Source organism: Dyadobacter jiangsuensis (assembly GCF_003014695.1).
In the GTDB taxonomy this organism is placed as follows: domain Bacteria; phylum Bacteroidota; class Bacteroidia; order Cytophagales; family Spirosomataceae; genus Dyadobacter; species Dyadobacter jiangsuensis.
The window spans coordinates 193,172-214,304 of sequence record NZ_PYAS01000008.1 but is presented as its reverse complement, the minus strand read 5'-3'; the positions used below and the strand labels follow the sequence as shown (position 1 = coordinate 214,304).

Annotated in this window: 14 protein-coding genes and 1 riboswitch; of the genes, 7 read left to right on the top strand and 7 right to left on the bottom strand. The window is 52.5% G+C overall.

Annotated elements, in window-relative coordinates:
- Together CLV60_RS17810 and CLV60_RS17805 are read left to right on the top strand one after the other, a co-directional pair.
- On the top strand, positions 1–1,224 hold the full coding sequence (locus CLV60_RS17810) for a sugar MFS transporter (protein ID WP_106596726.1): 1,224 nt from the start codon (positions 1–3) through the stop codon (positions 1,222–1,224).
- Between the two features lie 41 nt (positions 1,225–1,265).
- Positions 1,266–2,471, top strand: a complete 1,206-nt coding sequence (locus CLV60_RS17805; RefSeq protein ID WP_106596725.1) for an ROK family transcriptional regulator — start codon at positions 1,266–1,268, stop codon at positions 2,469–2,471.
- A 131-nt stretch (positions 2,472–2,602) separates the two neighbouring features.
- Here the strand turns inward: CLV60_RS17805 and CLV60_RS17800 are convergent, their stop codons facing one another.
- A complete protein-coding gene (locus CLV60_RS17800) occupies positions 2,603–4,969 on the bottom strand; it encodes a PDZ domain-containing protein (RefSeq protein WP_106596724.1) in 2,367 nt (788 codons plus the stop codon).
- 263 nt (positions 4,970–5,232) lie between these two features.
- Here CLV60_RS17800 and CLV60_RS17795 point away from each other — a divergent pair, with 263 nt between their 5' ends.
- Both CLV60_RS17795 and CLV60_RS17790 read left to right on the top strand, forming a co-directional pair.
- Positions 5,233–6,039: a hypothetical protein gene (locus CLV60_RS17795; RefSeq protein ID WP_106596723.1), complete on the top strand. Its 807-nt coding sequence runs from the start codon at positions 5,233–5,235 to the stop codon at positions 6,037–6,039.
- A 12-nt stretch (positions 6,040–6,051) separates the two neighbouring features.
- A complete protein-coding gene (locus CLV60_RS17790; protein ID WP_106596722.1) occupies positions 6,052–7,584 on the top strand; it encodes an alkaline phosphatase family protein in 1,533 nt (510 codons plus the stop codon).
- A gap of 34 nt (positions 7,585–7,618) precedes the next feature.
- Here the strand turns inward: CLV60_RS17790 and CLV60_RS17785 are convergent, their stop codons facing one another.
- The 4 genes from CLV60_RS17785 to CLV60_RS17770 form a co-directional block, all read right to left on the bottom strand.
- Positions 7,619–7,975 carry a molybdopterin-dependent oxidoreductase gene (locus tag CLV60_RS17785; protein WP_310589347.1) on the bottom strand — a complete coding sequence of 119 codons (357 nt, stop codon included), beginning with the start codon at positions 7,973–7,975 and terminating at the stop codon, positions 7,619–7,621.
- The gene (locus tag CLV60_RS17780) at positions 7,956–9,266 is read right to left on the bottom strand and encodes a cytochrome-c peroxidase (protein WP_229211018.1); all 1,311 of its coding nucleotides are present in this window, start codon (positions 9,264–9,266) and stop codon (positions 7,956–7,958) included. Before CLV60_RS17780 ends, CLV60_RS17785 begins: the two co-directional genes overlap by 20 nt.
- Before the next feature lie 3 nt (positions 9,267–9,269).
- Positions 9,270–11,243: a TonB-dependent receptor plug domain-containing protein gene (locus CLV60_RS17775; RefSeq protein WP_106596720.1), complete on the bottom strand. Its 1,974-nt coding sequence runs from the start codon at positions 11,241–11,243 to the stop codon at positions 9,270–9,272.
- 81 nt (positions 11,244–11,324) lie between these two features.
- Positions 11,325–11,669, bottom strand: coding sequence for a winged helix-turn-helix domain-containing protein (locus CLV60_RS17770; protein ID WP_106596719.1), 345 nt, complete (start codon positions 11,667–11,669; stop codon positions 11,325–11,327).
- A 92-nt stretch (positions 11,670–11,761) separates the two neighbouring features.
- Positions 11,762–12,032: riboswitch (cobalamin riboswitch) on the top strand.
- A gap of 20 nt (positions 12,033–12,052) precedes the next feature.
- Here CLV60_RS17770 and CLV60_RS17765 point away from each other — a divergent pair.
- The 3 genes from CLV60_RS17765 to CLV60_RS17755 all read left to right on the top strand — a co-directional run bounded on the left by CLV60_RS17765 (position 12,053) and on the right by CLV60_RS17755 (position 17,369).
- Entirely contained in the window at positions 12,053–14,254 is a 2,202-nt protein-coding gene (locus CLV60_RS17765) for a TonB-dependent receptor (protein WP_106596718.1), read from the top strand.
- A 42-nt stretch (positions 14,255–14,296) separates the two neighbouring features.
- Positions 14,297–15,781: a PepSY domain-containing protein gene (locus CLV60_RS17760; RefSeq protein ID WP_106596717.1), complete on the top strand. Its 1,485-nt coding sequence runs from the start codon at positions 14,297–14,299 to the stop codon at positions 15,779–15,781.
- Between the two features lie 325 nt (positions 15,782–16,106).
- Entirely contained in the window at positions 16,107–17,369 is a 1,263-nt protein-coding gene (locus CLV60_RS17755; RefSeq protein ID WP_106596716.1) for a T9SS type A sorting domain-containing protein, read from the top strand.
- A 2-nt stretch (positions 17,370–17,371) separates the two neighbouring features.
- Here CLV60_RS17755 and CLV60_RS17750 read toward each other — a convergent pair whose 3' ends face one another.
- Both CLV60_RS17750 and CLV60_RS17745 read right to left on the bottom strand, forming a co-directional pair.
- On the bottom strand, positions 17,372–20,161 hold the full coding sequence (locus CLV60_RS17750; protein ID WP_106596715.1) for a TonB-dependent receptor: 2,790 nt from the start codon (positions 20,159–20,161) through the stop codon (positions 17,372–17,374).
- On the bottom strand, positions 20,148–20,924 hold the full coding sequence (locus CLV60_RS17745; protein ID WP_106596714.1) for a GLPGLI family protein: 777 nt from the start codon (positions 20,922–20,924) through the stop codon (positions 20,148–20,150). The genes CLV60_RS17750 and CLV60_RS17745 overlap by 14 nt, the downstream gene beginning before the upstream one ends.
- Between the last annotated feature and the right edge of the window lie 209 nt (positions 20,925–21,133).

Below are 21,133 nucleotides of genomic sequence, written 5' to 3'. Positions count from 1 at the left end.
ATGGCCCAGGTTCCAGTTGCCGCCACCCAGCCTGCAGGCATTGCCGACGGGCAAAGTTACCGGCCCGCGTTGGTGACGCTCGCCGTTTTGTATTTCATGATGGGGCTCATTACTTGCCTCAACGATACCCTCGTGCCGTTTTTTAAGAGCAGTTTCCAGCTGAATTATACGCAATCGGCGCTAGTGCAATTTTACTTCTTTGTGACCTACGGGGTGATGTCGATTCCCGCCGGGGTTATTGTCAGTAAATTTGGTTTTAAACAGAGTATGGTAGCCGGTTTCGCGATCGCGGCGGTGGGAACGTTCCTATTTTTCCCGGCGTCGCTGATGCACCAGTATTACCTGTTTCTGGCGGCGCTCTTTATACTCGCGATCGGCATTGTACTCTTGCAGGTGGCCGCGAACCCCTATATTACCTTGCTCGGACCGCCGGAAACCGCATCTTCCCGGTTCAACCTCATTCAGGCACTGGGTTCACTCGGAACTACCGTGGCGCCGCTGCTGGGGGCATCTTATATTCTTTCGGAGGTTCGCGATGGTATGCAATCCAGCGAAGCTGTGCGGCTGCCTTACCTGTGCATTACCGCCCTGGTGATTGTGATTGCCTTTGTGATCAGCCAGCTGAAATTACCTTCTCCGGTCTCGCAGGCAGCTGATAGCGGAGATGAGCAATCAGGAATTTTCGGTTTCCGGAACTTGCGGTTCGGTCTGGTGGCGTTGTTCTGCTATGTAGGTGCGGAGGTTTCCATTGGCTCTTTTCTAACCAATTATATTGCCGATACGGCGGGCATTGTGGAGAATGAGGCTGTCACCTACGTCGCATTATACTGGGGGAGCATGCTGGTGGGCCGGTTTGCAGGAGCCGGCGTGCTGAAAATCGTGCGGGCACCGCTGGTACTGAGCATTTGTGCCATTGCGGCCGTCGTGTTGATCCTCGTCTCCATTACAAGCACCGGAATGCTGGCCGCCTGGACCATGGTAGCCGTCGGGTTGTGCAATTCCATCATGTTCGCGACGATCTTTTCCTTGTCCGTAGCAGGGCTGGAAGAACATGCGACCAGGGCTTCCGGCTGGCTGTCCACCGCCATCGTCGGCGGGGCGATCATATCATTTTTGCAGGGCGTCCTGATTGACCATTTCAATTGGCAGGTCGCTTTTATGCTGCCGTTGCTGTGCTATGTTTTCATCCTCTTTTTTGGCTTGAACGGATATAAAACAAAGTAAATATGTCCTTAATTTAGCCGCCCCATTTGTTTTTACACCCTATGAGCAGACCCCTTCGCGTTGCAGCCAACTATAAAACCAAAGACCCCGCGGGAATCATCCTCGGGTATCTGGCCAATCATGGCAGTATGACGCTGCCTGAGCTGGGGAAGCGGTTGAATATCAGCGTTCCCAAGGTGACGGTGCTGGTGAACGAGCTGCGAAATGAGGGTCTGGTGAGCGATTACGGAAAAGTTGATTCGTCCGGGGGGCGCAAGCCCAATTTATACGGCGTTGCCGCGGAGGCTGCCTATTTTATCGGCGTGGATGTGAAGCAAAGCCACATTACGATCGGTTTGCTGAATCTGGACAAAACATTGGTCAGGAACTCTGGTAAAATGGACTATGAGCTGACCAATGCCGTCGAATCGCGGGACACGCTGTGTGGTCATATCCTCGATTTTATCAACGGACTTTCTGTTCCGAAAGACCGGGTCAAAGGGGTGGGTATCAATCTCTCGGGTCGGGTTAATTATCGCACCGGGCACAGTTACAGTTACTTCCATTTCGACGATCGTCCGCTGAGCGAGATTGTCGAGGAGAAAATAGGCTTTCCCGTATTTCTCGAAAACGATTCCCGGGCGATGGCTTACGGCGAGTTTTGTCTCGGAGCCGTTGAAAATGAAAAAGACGTGCTTTTCCTGAACCTGGACTACGGCATCGCAGTGGGAATCCTGATGGGCGGCGAGTTGTATTATGGGAAATCGGGTTACGCCGGGGAGTTTGGGCATATGCCGGTTTTCCAGAACGAATACATTTGCCGATGCGGTAAAAAAGGCTGCCTGGAAACCGAAGCCGCCGGCTGGGCATTGGAAAGAATGTTCCGTGATAAGATCCGGGAAGGCTCTTCTTCACTCATTACGACCAAAATAGCCGAGCCCGACCGCATTACCATGGACGATATCATCGAGGCAGCCATTGCGGACGACGTGCTTGCCATCGAACTTATCGCGCAATTGGGCGACAATATCGGCCGGGGTATCGCTTCGCTGATCAACGTTTTCAATCCTGAACTGGTCATCCTTGGAGGCGGCCTGCTTGCTACCGGTGATTATATAGGTTTGCCTATTAAAACAGCCATTAATAAATACTCGCTGAGCCTGGTTAATAATGACACCAGGCTGATGCATTCCAGACTAGGCGAGGATGCTGGATTGTTGGGAGCTTGCCTGCTCGTCAGGAACCGGTTCTTAGGTATTCACGACTAGCCACAGAGTGGCTTCCTGTTTATAGCAAGATTGGCCACGAATACCGTTCGGACTCCGTAGGAGTCTCCTCCGGAGACGTCAAATATAACCGACCTTCAATTTCTATAAACAGGATGCTCCTCCGGAGCACGTTACGGCTGCTTCAACAACCATACATCCGAAATCTTCGATTGCTTCCGCCAGTTCAGCTGCGATTCTTCCGGGCCATCGAAGGTGACCGAAATCTTGCCGTCCTGGGTGAGGCTTAGCGGCACAATCCATTCTTTGAATGTTTCCGACTCTTTGTTGTAAACGATAGGTGAGAGCCTTCGCCCATCCACACGCAGGAGTGCGTCGCCTTCGCCCGCTACGCGTATGATGTAGCGTGCGCGAGGATCGAGGTTTTCATAATCCAGTTCCGGCTCGCGTTGGAAAAGTTGGGTCGACAGCCTTTTGCGGCTCATGCCATTATCCCACCATGCCACATCGGTTGCATCCTCCGAAATTGTTTTGACGCGAGGCCCTTTCGCTACACTGGAAATATCATCGTAATAACTTCCCGGTCCCGGATTTTCCCAAGATGCGATCGTTTTCAATCTCGCTAACTGCTGGTCGGGATCAGTCATTTTTTTGATTTTCTCGAATTCATCGGCCAGCCACCAGCGGTTGTTAAGCGGGTAATCCACAAAATCCATCACCACGCCGCGTTCCGGGTTTCTTGGCTTGTGTTTTTCGGTGCTGGTTTGCAGGCCGATGGAGGTATAGAGGGCATCGCTTTGCTTTTCGAGCCACTTGCGAAGGTCTTTTGCCAGCAGGTTGGGAGTTGGTCTGTTCACGATTTCCAGCGATGAATCCATGGCCTGGCGGAGATTGCCTTGGTTGGCCGCTGCAAGAACCTTGTTCGCATCACGTTCCATTTTTTGCTCATGAATCAAACGGAGACGGGTATACTGATCATAGTAGGCCCGGAACACCAGCATTTGCCAACGCCAGTTATCTTTTAAACTCGGTTCCGAACTTTCGAGCCCTTTCCAGTTCAGATAAGTCATTTCCACGCCCCCGTTTTCGGTCAATGGCCCTTTCCAGTTCTGTTCCAGTCCTTCGATACCGCTTGCGGCAGCCGACGCCACCGTGTGATTAAAGAAAAAGGCCGAATACTCCTCCATGATCCCGTGCACATCCGCCTGCGGATCCCATGAGCGCATGCTCCAAAGCACCTTGTTTACATCGTCGTGGCTGCCGTCGGAATAGGAAACAAAACCATCCGTGAAGGGGGCATATTTCTCCTGGATTTTGGCAAATGCAAAAGGCCGCGGATTGACGGACTCCCTGCCGAGCGTCAATGCAAACGCCTGATCGAACTTTTCGACCGGGAATTCGCAGCGCACGGAATGCGTAATATCGGGGTACTGGCGGTGCTGGTATTGCTTCGGTAACCGGTAGCGGGTTTCGGCCATGGGCGGGCTGCCGGGGCCGGATACCACGCCTTGCAGCCAGGCCGGTTTTTCTGTTTCAAGGTATTTGTAAAAATAATCGATCTGTTCGGTGTCGAAGCCTTGCAGCGAAATCCACATTTTGGCTTTCGGGTGGTATTTCACCAGTATGGTTTGCAGTTCTTTCAGGAAAGGCAACACTTCGGATGGGTGGTTGTCGCCTGGATCGCCGCCGGGGAAGAAAATATGGTCGAGGCGGGGGCATTCTTTATAAAATTGCTCATGCAGGGCCAGCTCAGCCTGACGCTTTGTTTTGTCCGTCAGTTCGAATGTCGCGGGCGTCCATACCCAGTAATCCATGTCGTATTTACGGCATATTTCACTCATTTTAATGCGCATTTCCCTGGCCGGAATCTTGAAATGCGGGCTTGGTTTGTCGTCCTCATGGAACGGAATACCTTCCACCGCATTGCTGCCGAAAACAGCGAGTTCGCGGATGTACTGGTCAAACTGCGCGACGGTCCAGGCATCATATGTATTTGCAGTGGACCGGTAGCCGAGCTGGTGCCCACGGATCGGATAGGCAGGCGAGGATGCGACCTTGGTCGGCCCGGCGAGTTCCAGAAGCGGTTTCCCCATAAATGCCTTGCTCATTTTCAGATGCCGCAACAAATATCCTGTACCGAAAAGCACGCCGCGCGCATCGGCGCCGATGATCCAGACGGTCTTGTTCGCGCCTGCCGTTTCAGTCACAATCCGGTAGCCTTCCGGCTTGAATTCCGCGCTGTTTTCGTCGCTTGCTGGCACATTACGCGATAGCAAGGTTTTGTCCGATGCCAATGCAAATGCAATAACCGGAGCATTACCCTTGGGCCATGCCGCGGCACTTTTAAGCGTTATACCCGTCCGTTTCGCGATTTCCTCTGTTAACACCGCCGGTGCCGTTTCTTTCATAGGTGAAGTAATGCCCGGCGAAATGATCCACGTCGCATTTTTCAGGTCAATGGACTGTGCAACGCTTTGAAAATAGATCGCCAGGAAAAGCAGGATGGTAATAAATGCCTTGAAGCGGGTTTGGGAATGCATGACAAATGGAAATCGATGTTGTTGTATTTGCATTACTGTGTTTGAAGTATTTCAGGCTAATTGATAAAAGTATGGTTTGAAGATCAACCTTCAAACAAACTATTCGCAGGCCTCGGGCCGATCGGACATGCAGGACCGGCCCGAGGCCTGCAAATAGCGCGTCCGAACGTTTACGTTCGAACGATTTTGTGCTCGTAACATTCTCATAAAGTAGAAAAAGCCTCCTTTCGCTACTTTTAGGATTTGAAAACATGTATACCCTTATGGCATTTTTTAAAACGCTGTTATCCTGCACCTTTCCATTGTTTTGGCTCACGCTCGTTCCGGCGTTTTCGCAGACGCTCATGCCCGCGAAGACATTTGATGTAAAGGAAGCCAAGCAGGCGGTGGCGGTCGACGCCCTGCATTTCTACGTGATCAATAACAGCACCATTACGAAGCATTCCAAAACCGACGGCAAGCTTGTCGCGACGTGGGATGGGACGAAAGAAGGGATAGTCCATTTGAATAGCGGGGTCGTAATCAAAGGGCGGCTGTATTGCGCGAACTCCAATTATCCCGAAATCCCGATGACGAGTTCGGTCGAAATATTCGACGTGAAAACGCTGACGCACGTTGATACCCACAGTTTCGGCATTGCGCAGCACGGTTCGCTCACCTGGCTGGATCAGAAGGACGGGCACTGGTTTATCGGTTTCGCGCATTATGCGGGAAAAGAAGCGAGTGAGGGGCGGGATGTGCGGTGGACGTCGCTGGTGAAATGTGACCTGGAATGGCGGCAGGTGGAGGCGTGGGTTTTTCCGAAGAACCTGGTCGATTTGTTTACGCCTAAAAGCAATTCGGGAGGAGCCTGGGGCGCGGACGGCTTGCTGTACTGCACCGGCCATGACCGCGCGGAGGTATACGTCCTGAAACTGCCGAAATCGGGCTATACTTTGCAGCATATCACTACATTGCCGGCACCTATTGAAGGGCAGGGCATTGCCATTGACCGCTCGGTGGCGGGAAAAACGTCGCTGTACGGCATTCAACGCAGCAAACACACCGTTACCGTTTCTGAAATCCGATAATCCAATGCATTGATGAAGCTACATTTCCGTTACCTGCTCTGCCTTTTTCTGTTAACTACGCTCCAAGCGGCGTATGCACAGGGTACGGCTCGCGGCCGTTTCGAAGTGAAAACACTGATCGTGTTTTTCGACGGCTTGCGCCCGGACTATATCACGGAAGCACAAATGCCCAACCTGTTTGCATTCAGGCAGTCGGCGGCGTGGGGCAAGCAGCATCACAGCGTGTTCCCGACCGTTACGAGGGTGAATTCGGCTTCCTATGCGACGGGCTCGTATCCCGGGACGCACGGCTTGCTGGGTAACTCCATTTACATTCCCGAAGTCGCAGCGAATAAGCCCATCGGGACTACTTACGAGGATCTGAGTAAAATTCCTGCCGCTACATCAGGGCCGTTGCTCACAGCGAAATCATTGGGGGAAGTACTGGCCGATGCGGGCCAGAAAATGATGGTTTTCAGCTCGGGGACAACCGGGCAGGCTTTTTTGCAAAACCATACGGTGAATGGGGCGGTCATTAACCCGGGGCTCATATTGCCGGAAAGCTTCAAAGCGCAGGTGTTGAATGATATCGGCGCATTGCCGGAGACCGGGCATGAGGGAATGGAGCGCCACAAATGGATAACGGATGCATTGTTGAAATATGGCCTGGTTAAAAATGGGCCGCTCGTGAGCGCGATCTGGTTTTCGGACCCCGACGGCGCGGCGCACGAACACGGTATCGGTTCGGAGCAGGCTGTGCAGGCGATCCGGTACGTCGACGCGCAATTCGGGCGGATCATGGAGGCATTGCGGGCGAAAGGAACCGACGAGCAGTATAACATCATTATTTCAACCGATCACGGATTTGTGACGCATGTCGCCAGGCAGGGACTGGCCGATTTTCTTATTAAGGAGGGTTTTAAAAAAGATAAGGAATCGGATGATGTCGTCGTGGCAGAAGGTGCTATTTATGTTAAAAACCATGACGAAAAGGTCATTAGCAACATTGTAGCAGCGCTGCATAAGCAGGAGTGGGCAGGCGCTGTTTTTACGAAAGGCCTTAAAAAAGGGGATACTCACGGAAAAGTGAAGGGAACGCTCTCCTTCGATCTGATCCATTACGATCATCCGAAACGCTCGGGCGACATTCTCGTAGCTCCGAATTGGAACGACGCAAAGAACGATAACGGATATGCAGGTACCGACTTTGCAGGCGGTGTCGCGGGGCACGGCGGGGCAAGTCCCTACGAGATCAATATCGCATTGTTCGCTTCCGGGCCGGATTTTAAGCATCCCGCGACCACCGAGTTGCCGACTTCCAATGCCGATATCGTTCCGACAGTTCTTGCCATTTACAACCTGCCTAAGCCAGCTGGAATGGATGGAAGAGCGGTGGGCGAGCTGCTGCAAAAGTCCCGGAAAGTGAATGGCACTTCCAAGAAGAAACTTGTAAAAACGGAGGCAGCCTATCCGTGGGGTACCTACAAATTGTCGGCCGAAATGTCTGTTTTCGGCGATTACCAATATTTCAATTATGCCAAAACAGAACGAACGCCAGCCCGCTGACCGGACCGGCGTTCGTTATAGGCTTACCTGAATATCAGTTTTTAGCAAAAGCGATTTTAATGCTCCTTACCTCGCGGATCCAGCGCGCGGGCTTTTTGTCTTTCGGGGTGATAATGCGGAATGGCCCTTCGCCGGCAGGCAGCGGCTGGCCGTCTTTTTCGGTAGCCAGCAAAATCAGCTGATCCGCAAACTCAGGGTCGATTTCCGCCAGGGCGTAAAGTACTTCATAGCCGTCGGCGGCAGTAATGAGCACGTATTTGACCAGATTTTCACCCCGGAGTTTCGCGCCGGTCGTTACTCCGGCTTTTTCGAGGATTTCAATCAGTGCCACGCCTTTGAACTCATGCTCTTTGCCATCGCGGTCTTTCACTTTATGGCTGACTTGCTTCATGGATGCCAAGTCCTGCGCTTTGAGTTCGAGCGGCGTGGCTACTTCGCCGGAGACAGTTAGTGTAGCCGCGGTTTGCGCGTACGTATGCGTTATGAGGGCGCACAGGAGTGCTGCGCACAGGAAAAATTTGCTGTTGAATGTCTTGATTCCTTGCATGTTGTTGGGCTTTTGAAATGGAATGCGGATTGGTAAATGCGGGATTGGTCATAAATGCCGAGTCGGTGAGCATACCCAGGAATGCGATGATATCCTGCTTTTCCTGCGGTGCGAGGCTGAGGCTTTTTCCACCTTCTTCATTGGAAATATCCTGTAAAAAACTGCTGAGCGTTGCGCTTTGCTGAATGTGTTCGCTGTAATGGTCGAGGACAGATTCGATGGTTTTGAAGCGGCCATCGTGCATGTAAGGCGCTGTAAGCAGAATATTACGGAGTGTCGGCACGCGGAAACGGCCTTTGTCCATGGACTGAGCGGTAACCTTTTCGCGGCCGGGATCGGTAAATGCGCTGTCGAGGCCGTTGTTGTGGAATAGTTCCTTGAAAGTTTTCGGGCCGCCATGGCAATGCCCGCAGTTGGCGCCGCGGATGCCGCGCCGGGGATCAGGGCCGTTCTCGAAGAGCTGCATTCCCCGTAATTCTGTTTCTGTGGGCTGGTACCGGCCTGCCATGTAGCGATCATAGGGTGAGTCGGCCGAAATCAATGTCCTTTCAAACTGCGCGAGCGCTTTCAGGATGTTTTGCTCGGTAATGCCGGTTTCGCCGAATGCGCCCTGGAAAAGGGCGGGATAGGGAGCGGTTTTTTGCAGCTTTTTCACGGACTCGGCCAGTGTTTGCCCCATTTCATGCGGATCGGTGAGCGGAAACGCCGCCTGTGCTTCGAGGCTCTGGGAGCGGCCGTCCCAAAAGAAGTTGCGTACCCAGAGCAGGTTGGCCAGGGACATCGAACTGCGCGGAGTGAAACTGCCGTCGACTCCCATGCTTACCGGGCGGCCGTCGGTGAATGCGCGCTTTTGCTCGTGGCAGCTTTCGCACGATAGCTTGTTATTGGCCGAAAGCCGCTTTTCGTAAAAAAGCATTCTGCCTAGGTACACGCCTTCCTGTGTGGTTGGATTGTCGGCGGGAATGGTGAAACGCGAGCCGAAGTTGGCCGGGTATTTCAGCTCGTAAGGAACCGGTGCTTTGTGCGTAACGGAAACCATACCGGCGAAGACGCAGAAAGTGGCGCTCAGGATGGTGACAATCCACCCTGAGCCCCCCAACTTGTACTTCGTCAATACCTTGCGACGTCCCGACATTGTTTAAAAATAATTGAATACCAGGTTCACGAAGAAATTCCTGCCTGCTTCCGGGAAGCCTTCCACGAGGCTGTAATTCTTGTCAAAAATGTTGTTGACACCGGCTTCGGCCGAAATGAATTTATACAATTTTACCGAGGCTTTTGCATTCACCAGCGTGTAGGCACCTGCTTTTGTACCATAACTGGTGCTGTAACGGCTGCTGTTGTTCTCGACGCTGGCGAGCAGGTTGGCTACTTTCAGGAACGAGAAATCGGCGTAGGTAAATACCTTGTGTTCCGGTACATTGGTGAACAGAATGGCCGGGTTCGTTTTGTTTTTCCGTTTGATAAACGAATAGTTCGAGCCGAGCTTCAAGCCGTTGATGATCCGGTAATCAAAACCGGCTTCTGCACCATAGAAACGGGCTTTTCCGGCATTCTGCAACTGGAAGCGGTTGGGCTGCACGTTGTCCACTTGCTGGATAATATCGTCGATATTACTTTGGAAGACGCTGGCTTGCAATGCAAGCTTTTCGGCTATTTTGCCGGAATAGCTCAGATCGTAATTCAATGCTACCTCGGCATGCAGGTCGGGATTGGGAATGGCCTGGCCCATGCGGTAAGAGTAGCGGTCCTTGATCGTGGCGAAGCGGGTTTTGCGTGCCACGCTCCCGCGGAGCGAGTGACTGTCATTAATGTCCCAGAAAAGCCCTATTTGCGCATTGACGGCGTTGTTTTTACTGTCGGCAAAGTCGCTCAGTTCTTTGGTAGTGGCATTGTATTCCTGCGCCTTGCCGGCATTGCGGGCATTGAAACTAATGCCGGGCACAACGGCCAGCGACGGGATGATCTGATAGGTGTTTTCGATGCCGATTGAAATGGTATTGTCGATGTAGGATTGCACTGGCTCGCCTTTGTCGTGCTCGCGGTGGATGTCGCGCTTGTATTGCACGTTGAATTTGAACACATTGTTATCCCAGGCCCGCGATTCGAACTCGGCATTGCCGCCCAGGGTATAGTCGTCGTAGAAGCTCTGGAATGCGTAGCCTTTGGTTTGAGCCGTGTAGGTAGTGTCGTCGTAGCTGAACAGCGAGTTCACGAAAGTATCGTAGTAGAGTCGCGTTTTGACTTTGTTTTTCTCGCCGATGGCGGTATTCGAGATAAAATACAGGCTCTGCTTGTTCCATTTCGGCCATTTCCAGAAGCGGGTGGTGATTTTGGAGTCATCTCCGACATAAGGCGGCGTCCCTTTTTCGCCGCGCTGATTGACATACCCAATCACATATTCGTCTGTCGCATTGGGGGTGAAACCGGCTTTGACGCTGAACTTGAGATCGTCACGATAGGCATTCTCCCGGTCGGTTGTCTGCTGGTATTTCCGGGGTTTGAAATCATCGGAAAGCGGGTAAGTGTCCTGTTTGAGCTGCGAAGCGCCGATCTGGTAGAAGAATTTGCCCAGCCTCGAACCCGCATTCACGTTCCACCGGTAACCATCGCCGCTGAAAATGCCGGCCCGGCCATTGATCTCAAACTTGTTCACCGGCTTCCGCGAAACGAGGTTGATCGCCCCGCCCATGGTATTGGCACCGTATAAAATAGAAGCGAAACCTTTGGAAACATTCACCTCGGCCAGATCGAACGTGGTGAAACGGCCCATGTCCACGTAACCGTCGTAAGGCACATACACGGGCACGCCGTCGATGTACACAGGCACCTGGCGCAGGTCGAAGCCGCGCACGTACACGACCGATTCATTGCGCGGCCCCACGTTGGCAATGCTCACGCCGGGCAGGATATTCAATGCATTGGAAAGGTCATTACGGTTGAATTGCTCGATGGTACGGTAGGAGAGGCGGGAAGCGATGCTGTCGCGGTTGCTGATGCCCGACACCCGGACTTCGCCCAGCTGGAAGGTACGATCGGTGGAAGAGGGAGTTTCCTGTGCCAGTGCGGCAAATGCAAGATGAGTGAGTAGTGGTAATAGCAGTTTTCTCATTCGAAAGCGATATGTATAAACGGATATATCGCAAATATAACGAGTCCCTGCCAATAGAGGGGAAAAAATTGACGAGTTGCGTCAGATGAGTGACAACAGTGCCTGTTCTTCTGCCAATGCGGCGAGGAGCTTGTCGTTGAGTCGTTTGTAGGCGGCCATCACATCCCGGGCCGTGTCGGTGAGGACAGTACCGCCGCCTTTGGTACCGCCTTTTTGGGTGACCACATACGGGCCTTTACCCAGCGTATTGAGCGCGTCGACCATCGCCCATGCTTTTTTGTAGGATAGCCCCATCTCTTTGGCGGCCTGCGCGATGGAGCCCGTTTCGGCGATGCGTTCGAGCAACTCGTAGCGTCCGGGACCGAAAAATTTGACCTCGTCCACAAACACCCAATGCCGGACCCGAATCTCGACATGTCTTTCCATATGATCTTTTGTTGCAGTGACTATTCTTTCCGATTTGATGCCGCAAACTAGGACTAAATAGTAACTTTGCGCCCCAAACAAGTTCTTTAATTTATTTTCCAACAGGAAAAGGTTTCACATTCAGTGAATTAATAGGGAATCGTGTGCAAATCACGAACTGTCGCGCAACTGTAAGTAACGAATGCAGTTTATGCCAGATGATGTCCACTGGTACTGTAATGTTGAATGACCGAATGATTGAATGATTGAATAGAAATCTATTCGGTCATTCGGTCATTCAGTCATTCAATCATTCAACATTGTACCGGGAAGGACGGCATAAATGTTACAAGTCAGGAGACCTGCCTTTTTCGGATCATTACTCACCTTAAACGGTTAAAAGTATGTTCAGTTTTACGACCCGCTGCCCGCGGTATGGCAGAATCGGGGAGGCCTCTCTGTGTGCCCTGCTGGCAGTGGCACTGGTATCTCCTTGGAGTAGTGCATTGGCACAAACCGCACCTGTAAATCCTGCCGACAGCGTGGCCCGACCAAGCGTGGCCCGACCAGACGTGGCCCGTACCCATCACTTGTCGGAAGTGACGGTTTCCGGTACGCACCGCAATGCGTTTTCGGGCATTAATAAAATTGACGTGCCTTTACGGGACATGCCGCTGACGACCTCGGCCGTTTCGGCGCGCACGATCGAGCAGCGGGGCATCGACGATTTGCAGGAAGCCATGAAAAACACTACCGGCGTGCGTGCCAACAACACTTACGGCGGCTTTCAGCATTTCACGATCCGTGGTTTTTCCAATTTTGTACTGATGGTCGATGGCGTGCGCGATGAGCGGCATAACATTTCTACCAGCGCACCTAACACCAACCTCGCCAATGTGGAAAGCGTGGAGGTACTGAAAGGACCGGCTTCGGTGCTGTTTGGGCATTCGGCTTTGGGAGGGATTATTAATATTGCCCGAAAACGGCCTTCGGCGGATTTCAAAGCTGATTTTTCGGTGGCTTATGGCAGCTTCAATACGCGGCGCATCCGTGCGGGCGCGGGCGGGCCGATCAACGACAAGCTGCGTTACCGAATCGACTTCGGGATGTCGGATACAGACGGCTACCGCCACTCGGGCTCGAATACCAACAACGGTTACCTGGCATTGGAATACACGCCCACAGAGCGCGACCTGTTTTACCTCACTATCGGTGCTAATAAGGACATTTACGACACCGATACCGGCCTGCCGATGCTCGAAGGCAGCCGACTCGCACCGGGTATGGACCGCGGGACGCGCTACAACGACCCCGCTGATTTCCTGAAACACACGCGCTACGATTATCAGCTCAAATATGTGCACCGTTTCAATTCCGGCCTGACGCTTTCGGACCAGCTTTCCTATTACGACGATAACATCGACTATTTCTCGACCGAGGAGCTGTCGTTCAATACCACATTGGATTCATTAAACCGATCGTTTCCGTTCTATTTCAATCACCTCACCAAGCCGTTACAAAATCAGTTGGAACTGACTTACGAGTTTGATACCAAAGGGATTTCACACAAGCTGCTGGCCGGCTATTCGCTGAGCTTGCTCGATCGTAAGACCTATAACGGCGACGTTTTCGGGCCGGGGAAGAATGCAACCGTAGCCGTGCGTAACCCCATTCTGAATCAGGGTTATATTGATTTTAAGGATACCTACTACCGGGCTACGATGGAGAATGTGCACGGAATTTATGTGCAAGACTGGATCAAAATCAGCGAGAAACTGAAAGGTTTGATCGGCTTGCGCTACGATATCTTCCGCGGCACTTATTACACGGATCAGGTCGATACGGATCGGCATGTGACATCGCAAGGCCCCGAATCGAAGATTTCAAAATCGGCATTGACCTACCGCGCCGGACTGGTTTACCAGCCTGTGGAAGTGCTTTCGGTGTACGGCTCTTACTCGACCTATTTCAAACCAGCCCGCCGTGTAGCGCCGAATGGCGAGACGTTCGATCCGGAAACCGGGTATCAGGGAGAAGTGGGATCGAGGCTGGAAATGAGTGCGAAATGGACGGCTAACCTGGCATTCTACTACATGCGTAAAAACAACCAGCTCGAAGCGCTGCCCGGCGGCATTTACAAGCGTATTGGATCTGCCGAGTCGAAAGGGTTTGAGGCCGAGGTGAACGGAAGCCTGGCGCGTGGCCTGGACGTGACGGCAGGCTACACCTTTTCCAAAGCGAAATACCTGCCTTTTGACGGCGCGGAACTCAATCCGGTGGCCGGGAAGCAGGTAGCATTTGCACCGGCGAATATGGTGAATGTGTGGCTGAACTACGAGGTACAGAACGGCGCGTGGAAAGGGGCGAGCTTAGGCGCGGGTGTCAACTACATGGACGAGACATTTACCAACAGCACCAACACATTCGTGATGCCGGCTTACACACTGGCTGATCTGGCATTGGGGTACCGCATTGGGCGCGTGGGTATTCGGTTGAACATTAATAACCTGTTCAATGAGCGGTATTATGCCAATGCGATCTATGCGAACCAGTTCTCGCCGGGAACCACGCGGAATTTTCTGGTTAGTTTGAGGTATAGTTTATAGCAAATGGTTTCCACAAATCAAGAGATTTGTACGGGCTGAATAATGAAAAAGCTGGTAAAACTAACTCTGCTTGTCCATCGCTACCTGGGCTTCGCGTTAAGCCTGCTCTTCGTAGTCTGGTTTCTCTCGGGCTTCGCGATGATGTACGTGAAATACCCGACCATGCGGTACCATGAGCGGCTTCAACGCCTTCCGGCTCCCGATTTCAGTAAAGCAAACCTTACAATTGCACAGGCACTCGACAGCGCGGGAGTCAAAGATACTTTGCGCTCCATTCGGTTGGGAATGCTGCTCGATCGTCCGGTATACCGCCTCACCACGACCAAGGGCAGGTATCAGGCTGTTTTTGCAGATGATGGGGCATTATTTGAAGGTGCGGATTCCGCTTTGGCCGTGCAGCTGGCTGTTCGTTTCATGAGAGGAGGGAGCATCGAAAGAGTCGAATTCCTGACGGAAATAGATCAATGGATGGCCGCTGCGCGTTCGCAGGGGTACGCCACGCCGGTGTACCGCGTGCATATGGCCGACCGCGCGCGCACCTACGTGTATGTGGCTGCGCAGGCGGGCGAAGTGGTGCAAATGGTGAATGCCAAACAAAGGTTCCTGGCCTGGCTGGGACCGATTCCGCATTGGATTTACCCGACAGTACTGCTCAGAAATCGCCCGCTTTGGAATGATATCATCGTATGGTCATCCACAATCGGCTGCCTGATGTGCATTACGGGTATGGTGATGGGCTTCGTGCGGTACAAGCGCAATCGCGGGGTGGCATTCAGCCCTTACAAGAAGAAATGGTTTCGCTGGCACCATTACACCGGCTTCGCATTTGGGTTGTTCGTTTTTACATGGGTATTCAGCGGGCTGCTTTCCATGACTCCCTGGGATTGGGCGCCGTTTACGCGGCTCGAACCGGAAGAGTCTTTCATGTGGACGGGAGGTGTACTGGATGCGAAAAAGTTCAGCATTTCATCGGTCGTCGCAGCGGAAAAACTAGGTTCGGTGCTGGATACCAGGGAGATCCATCTGACGCAATGGAATGGGAAGCCTTATTATACCGCATATGCCGACGAGCATCATACGCAACTGCTCGCAGCGAACGACATACACGCAGCACCGCTTGCCCGACTGCCATTGGAACCACTTGTTTCAAAATTGCAAGAAATGAACGCAGGTGTGCCATTGAAGGAAGCAGTTATGCTGTATGCATACGACGATTATTACTACGCTAAAAACCATGAAAAACGCCTGCCGGTGCTTCGGGTGAAAATGGCGTTGGAGGACGAAAAGTGGTATTACGTCGATCCCGCTACGGCACAGGTTGTTTTGAAACACCAGGACCTGAGCCGGCTGGAACGCTGGCTGTACCACGGCTTGCACTGCTTTGATTTCAGTTTTCTGGTTTACAAGCGACCGCTGTGGGACATTGTGGTGATGGTGCTGATGATCGGCGGAACGCTTGTGAGTATTACCGGGCTGGTTTTGACGTGGAAATGGGGAGCGAGGAAGGTTAGCAAGGCACGTAATTGATAGCTCTACCTTTTGGTAAAAAAATAACATGGAAGTATTTGTTATTTCCATTATAGAACTAATTTTACGTCGTGTGAGAGCGCGAAATTATTAGTTATCTGATGGTCAGGATAATGGGTAAAAAACAGCTCGTAACAGCACAGATTTTCAGATCCAAGAAAGAATAATAAGCCGATAAACGAACAGTAATGTAGAAGCGTGTCATGGAGCTACCATAGCACGCTTTTTGTCATTTTAAGGGCGGGAATCTGGACCGTTCACTCAATCCTTACAAACCATTTTTGTGGTATTTACGACATCATGTTTTCAACAACATTTGTTAGCCATGAAAATCATTTGCTTCCTTCTCAGTTTACTTTCTTTTCAATACGCATGGGCACAGTCCGATGCGACATCCGGCGACCTGACAAGCGCTGCACGCATCGTCTGGCGTGCGGAGACGCAGGTGCCGACCAGCGACATATACGCGATACGCAATCTTGGCGGGAAACTTTATGCGGCCGGCGCCAGCCAGGTATATGTGGCCGATCGGTGGGGAACGTCGTGGACGGCATCCTCGGAATTCAATCCGGCACCCTCGGGAATCGACGACCTTGCCGCCTTCAAAGGCAAGCTGTACGCTACCGGCTATGGAAAGGGCATTTATGAAAGTACCGACAATGGCAAAAGCTGGCGCTTCGCCTCCCAGGGGCTTTCCGGGACTGCACCGGTCCGGTTTGCCGAAAGAAAAGGTACCTTATATGTAGCCACCGACGACCAGGGTGTACAGCAGCTCAATGCGGCTGGTACCGCCTGGGCGGCATTTAACAACGGTCTCGATTTCAGGAGTAGTTACAGTTTCAATGCAATTATCAACACCGACAGTTGCCTGATCGGCGGCATGGGTGCGAATGGTACGCTTGCCGTTTTGGATGATAAAACCGGCCGGTGGGACATCCGCTACCATGGCGGTCGCATTCTTCCCGGGCTCATTACCTTCGATTTTGTACAAACGGGCAAGCATATCTGGGCATTTACCAATTCCAAGGCTTTTGCGAGTGCCGACAACGGCGCTACCTGGACACACGTACCCGCGGGCATGCGGAGCGGAAGCGTTTCGCGGGCAACAGCTACTGCCACACATATTTATGCGGCAGTGAATTTTGGGGATAACCATACAATCCTTTACAGCCGGCGCATTGGCGCCCCGCTTTCGGAAGCCTGGACGGCGGTGGATACTTTGGCAGGGTACTACACCTATGGCTTGGCGTATGCGAACGGGCGTTTGTATGTGGCTACGCAAAGGGGGCTCATCAGCACTTTTACCGGCCCTTCCGTGGAGATGCCCCGGCAGAAGATCCCGCTAAAAGATTTCATTGTGTATCCTAATCCATCCAATAGTCAGGTTACGCTGGCGAATGGGCTGGCTGTCGGAGGGGGCGAGTTCCAGCTGAGCGATAGTAACGGAAAAGCCGCATTATCGCTCAGCATTACTTCCGACAGCCAGCTGCTGGATATTTCGAAACTGGCACCAGGTACCTACTATTATACACTCACAGGCAGAGGGGCAGGAGAGTCCAAAGGCCGGTTGGTGGTGGGAGAACCATAACTTCACACCCCGAATTTCCTGAGATTGTACACAAGGCTGATCAGGAAATACCGCTTCAATATCCGGCTGCGGACGTCTTCGATATAGGCGTCGCCGGTGTTCCGGATAAGGCTGCGATTCTGGTTGAGGAGGTCGAAGACCTGCAACCGGACCTCAGCTTGCTTCGTACGTAAAAACTGTTTGGAAACGGAGGCATTCCAGAGGAGGAAACGCTGGTTGTATCCCTCGGCGCGGCCGGTGTTACCGGTGTAGGTAAGGTCCGACGCGATAACAATGTTACCGGGAAGCTGCCAATGCACGTCTCCCGTCGCATATTGCGACCAGTATTGCATATTTTGTTGGGATAAAAGGGAATACCGAGCCTGCTGATACGTAATGCGTGCACTCAGGCCATAATCGATCCGGCCGTTGTAATCGGATTGCAGCCGGATACCCTGTCCGATGGAGGTAGAAGTGGTTACGTTGTCCGATTCATTGATAACATTCGTATTGCGGGCAACGCTTCCCTGCGTACTGAGGTTAACCGAAAGCCGTAACGGCTCTATCTTTTTACTTAATCCCACAAATCCATTGCCCGATATAAACCCTCTCGTATTGATCGGCGTTGTAACCTGCGCCCCCGAACTGTTGGTGGCAGTGGAAACGCCGATGCGGTTGTTGCTTTGATTGAAACTGCTGAAAATAAAGAGGTTGTCCGTGCCGCCCCGCGACGAGGTGCTGAATGTGAGCGTGAGGTTGTGGTAGTATTCAGGCCGCAATGCAGGGTTTCCAATGCTGATATTGAGTGGATTGGAATTGTCTGCAACGGGAATGAGCTGTGTGATGCCCGGCGAGACGACGCGCGTCCGGTATTGCAGCCGCAGGTTCTTGTTTCCTCTGAATGTGTATGAAAAAAGCGCATTAGGCATAAAGTACCCGTAACGCGAGCGGTAACCGGCGTCGCTGGACCGGTCGACAGGCCGCAGGGATGCCAGCTGCGCGTCTGCACCCAATGCGATGGTGTAGCGCAACCGCCGGGTTTGGAAAGTGGCGCCCAGCCGGTTGGTTTCAAAGGTATTCACAAAGTTTCTGCTCAATGAAGCGTCGGGCCGGTCATACTCGTCGGTTTCCTCGGTTTTATTGGCCACATTTCGGAATAGCTTTCCGAAATTGTTGCTATATGCATACCTGAATTCCAGTTTTTTGGTAAAAGAAATGGGCTCGGTGAAAGAAACGGTCATGGTGTTCTGGAAAGCCGATTGCTCTTGTGCGTTACGCTGGTCGATGTTTTGCCGGGCGCCGGTCGTCAGTGTGTCGAAGAAGGTGTTCTCCGACCGGTTGTAGGCCGTCGTATTGCTCGTGGTCAATATGGTGTTCAGGTTTGCAGACAAGGACCGGCCTTCTTTCCGGAGCTTCCGCATCAGCAACAGATTATTATAGCCATTCAATCCGGTTCCATGGAGGTCGTAATGGGTGAGGCCTCTATTTAGGGAATCTGTTATCGACCGGTACGAATAACTGTTGCTTTGGCTTAGCAAATCTTTCGTTTGGAAACTGACATTGGGCGTGAGCCGCAGACTGGTCAGCGAGTCGATCGGCAGGTCGAAGCGGCCATTGATACGGTGCGTAAGCTGCGTGTTTTTGGAATAATTGCTTTGGTCGGTCAGGAACGACTGGCCGGGCAGTATGTTTTCCCGATGACTTTGCTGATCGGTGATGGTGACTGCGCGGTTGGCGAAATAGCTGGCGGCCATTTCAGAGCGCTTGCCCCATTTGACTGCGCTACTCTCGGTCCGGTAGTTAGCGCCCAAAGCGGCTACCTCGGTGATATTGGATGGCGCGGCTGGTCCATCGTCACCGCCATCGCCGGGCTGGCCTATTAATTGCGGACCGCCGCCTCCCGCCGACATCGTGAAATTCTGCTGGTTCAGGTTATTGGCCTGCCCAATGACCGAAATCTGCCGGTTAGGCCCGCCATTGTGGTTGTTGAAGCGGTTCACGTTCAGCTTTGCCTCGTAGCGCGCCGACTGCTCGCCGTTTTTGGTACCTGCACCCAATGCATTTTGCCCGAAATAGCCTTTCCCTTTATCCTTCTTAATGGTAATGTTGATCGTCCGCTCGCGGTCGCCGTCGTCCACACCCGAAAACTGCGATTGATCGGATGATTGATCGAACATCTGGACCTTGTCGACAATGTCGGCTGGCAAGTTGCGGGTCGCCATTTTAGGATCGTTACCAAAAAACGGCTTGCCATCCACGAGCACCTTGTTCACAGCCTGGCCGTTGGCCTTAATGGAACCGTCGCGTGCTACCTCCACGCCCGGCAACTTGCGGAGCAACTCCTCCACCTGCGCATTGGGTTGCGTTTTGAATGAACCCGCATTGAATTCGATTGTATCCTGTTTGATCGTCACCGGTGCGCGTTCCTGTTTGATCACCACCTCATTGAGCTGCGTGCCCTGCTCGGTCATGAGCAGCGTTCCTACGTTCAAGGAGGCGTCACGCGTTACAGTAATGGGTAGGGATATATTTTTATACCCCATAAAAGTGACGAGCAGTCGGTAGGAGCCTGGCGCGACTTTCCGGAACAGGAAATCACCATCGCCGCCGGTAGTCGTCGCGGTTACGTATGCGGAGTCCCGTGCGTGCAGAAGGGAGACGGACGCAATCCTCAGGGGCTTGCGCGAAGCCGAGTCGAGCACGATGCCGCTGATTCCACCTGCCTGAGGGCTGCCTCCCGGGGTAACCTTTTGTGCAAACAGGGGCGAGAGCGAAAGCAGCAGCAAGCAGCAAATCAGTTTAAATGCCTCCACCGCCAGGTCCCATTTTTTGGTGAAAATCTGCCATTGCTTTCTGACGGATGTCGGTCATTTGCTCCGTACTCACATTCTCGGCCTGAACATCGGGCATGACAGCCTTATCGTCGACTTTGCCCAGGCTCACTTTCGTAGCCCTGAACTGCTCCTTGCTTCCTTCCACAAGCAGCACCACTCCTTTTTCGGGTGTGAGGTTGGGGACCGGCGAGTACCGGAACGGCAATTCGGTTGTAAACCATACCGCATAGGGTTCTTTGTGGTAATTAACCACCGCTTTCTGGCACAAATAGCCTGCGATTTTCCTGGTCTGTTGCGTGAGCTGCCACCCGGCTGTTGTTTCAATCGGCGCTTCGGTTTTGTAGGTGCGCGCCTCTTTATCTTTTCCTACGGTCACAAACGTCAGCACTTTCTGGCCGGCAATGTCGATCACCGCATATTCTTCAAACGGGCGACCTGCATTAGTCACCTGCGGCATACCGCCGGGTTCTTGTATGACCCTTTTCATCGTGTTTTCCTCATCGCGGTTTTCGCGCACAAGGTTTCCCGCGAACAGCACTTTCTGGCCGATCGTGCGGGTGTCGGGCACGTCCGTCGGGAAGTTGGGGTCGCCCTGCTTCACCTCTTCGCCGTTTACCATAAAGCGTAACCGCGATTGGTCGATTTTCCGGACGACTTCGTAATTGATTTGTCCGGAGGTTTGTGCGAGCATGTCAGGAGCTGCGGCCAGGAGCAGCGCAATGATTGTCAGGAGCTTTTTCATAATGTCACCGTGTTTTTGATTTGATGGATCAAAGGTCAGGCGACGGTTTGTAAGGTTCTGCTATTTAATGTTAAGTAGTGTTAATACGAAATCCTGAAAGAGTTCAATAAAAAGCGCTCTTGGTACCAATTCCAGACCGGAAACTAAGAAAAGTTACATTCCATAGCGCATTATCAGGGGGCCTGCCTTATATTGGTTTATCGAACTCA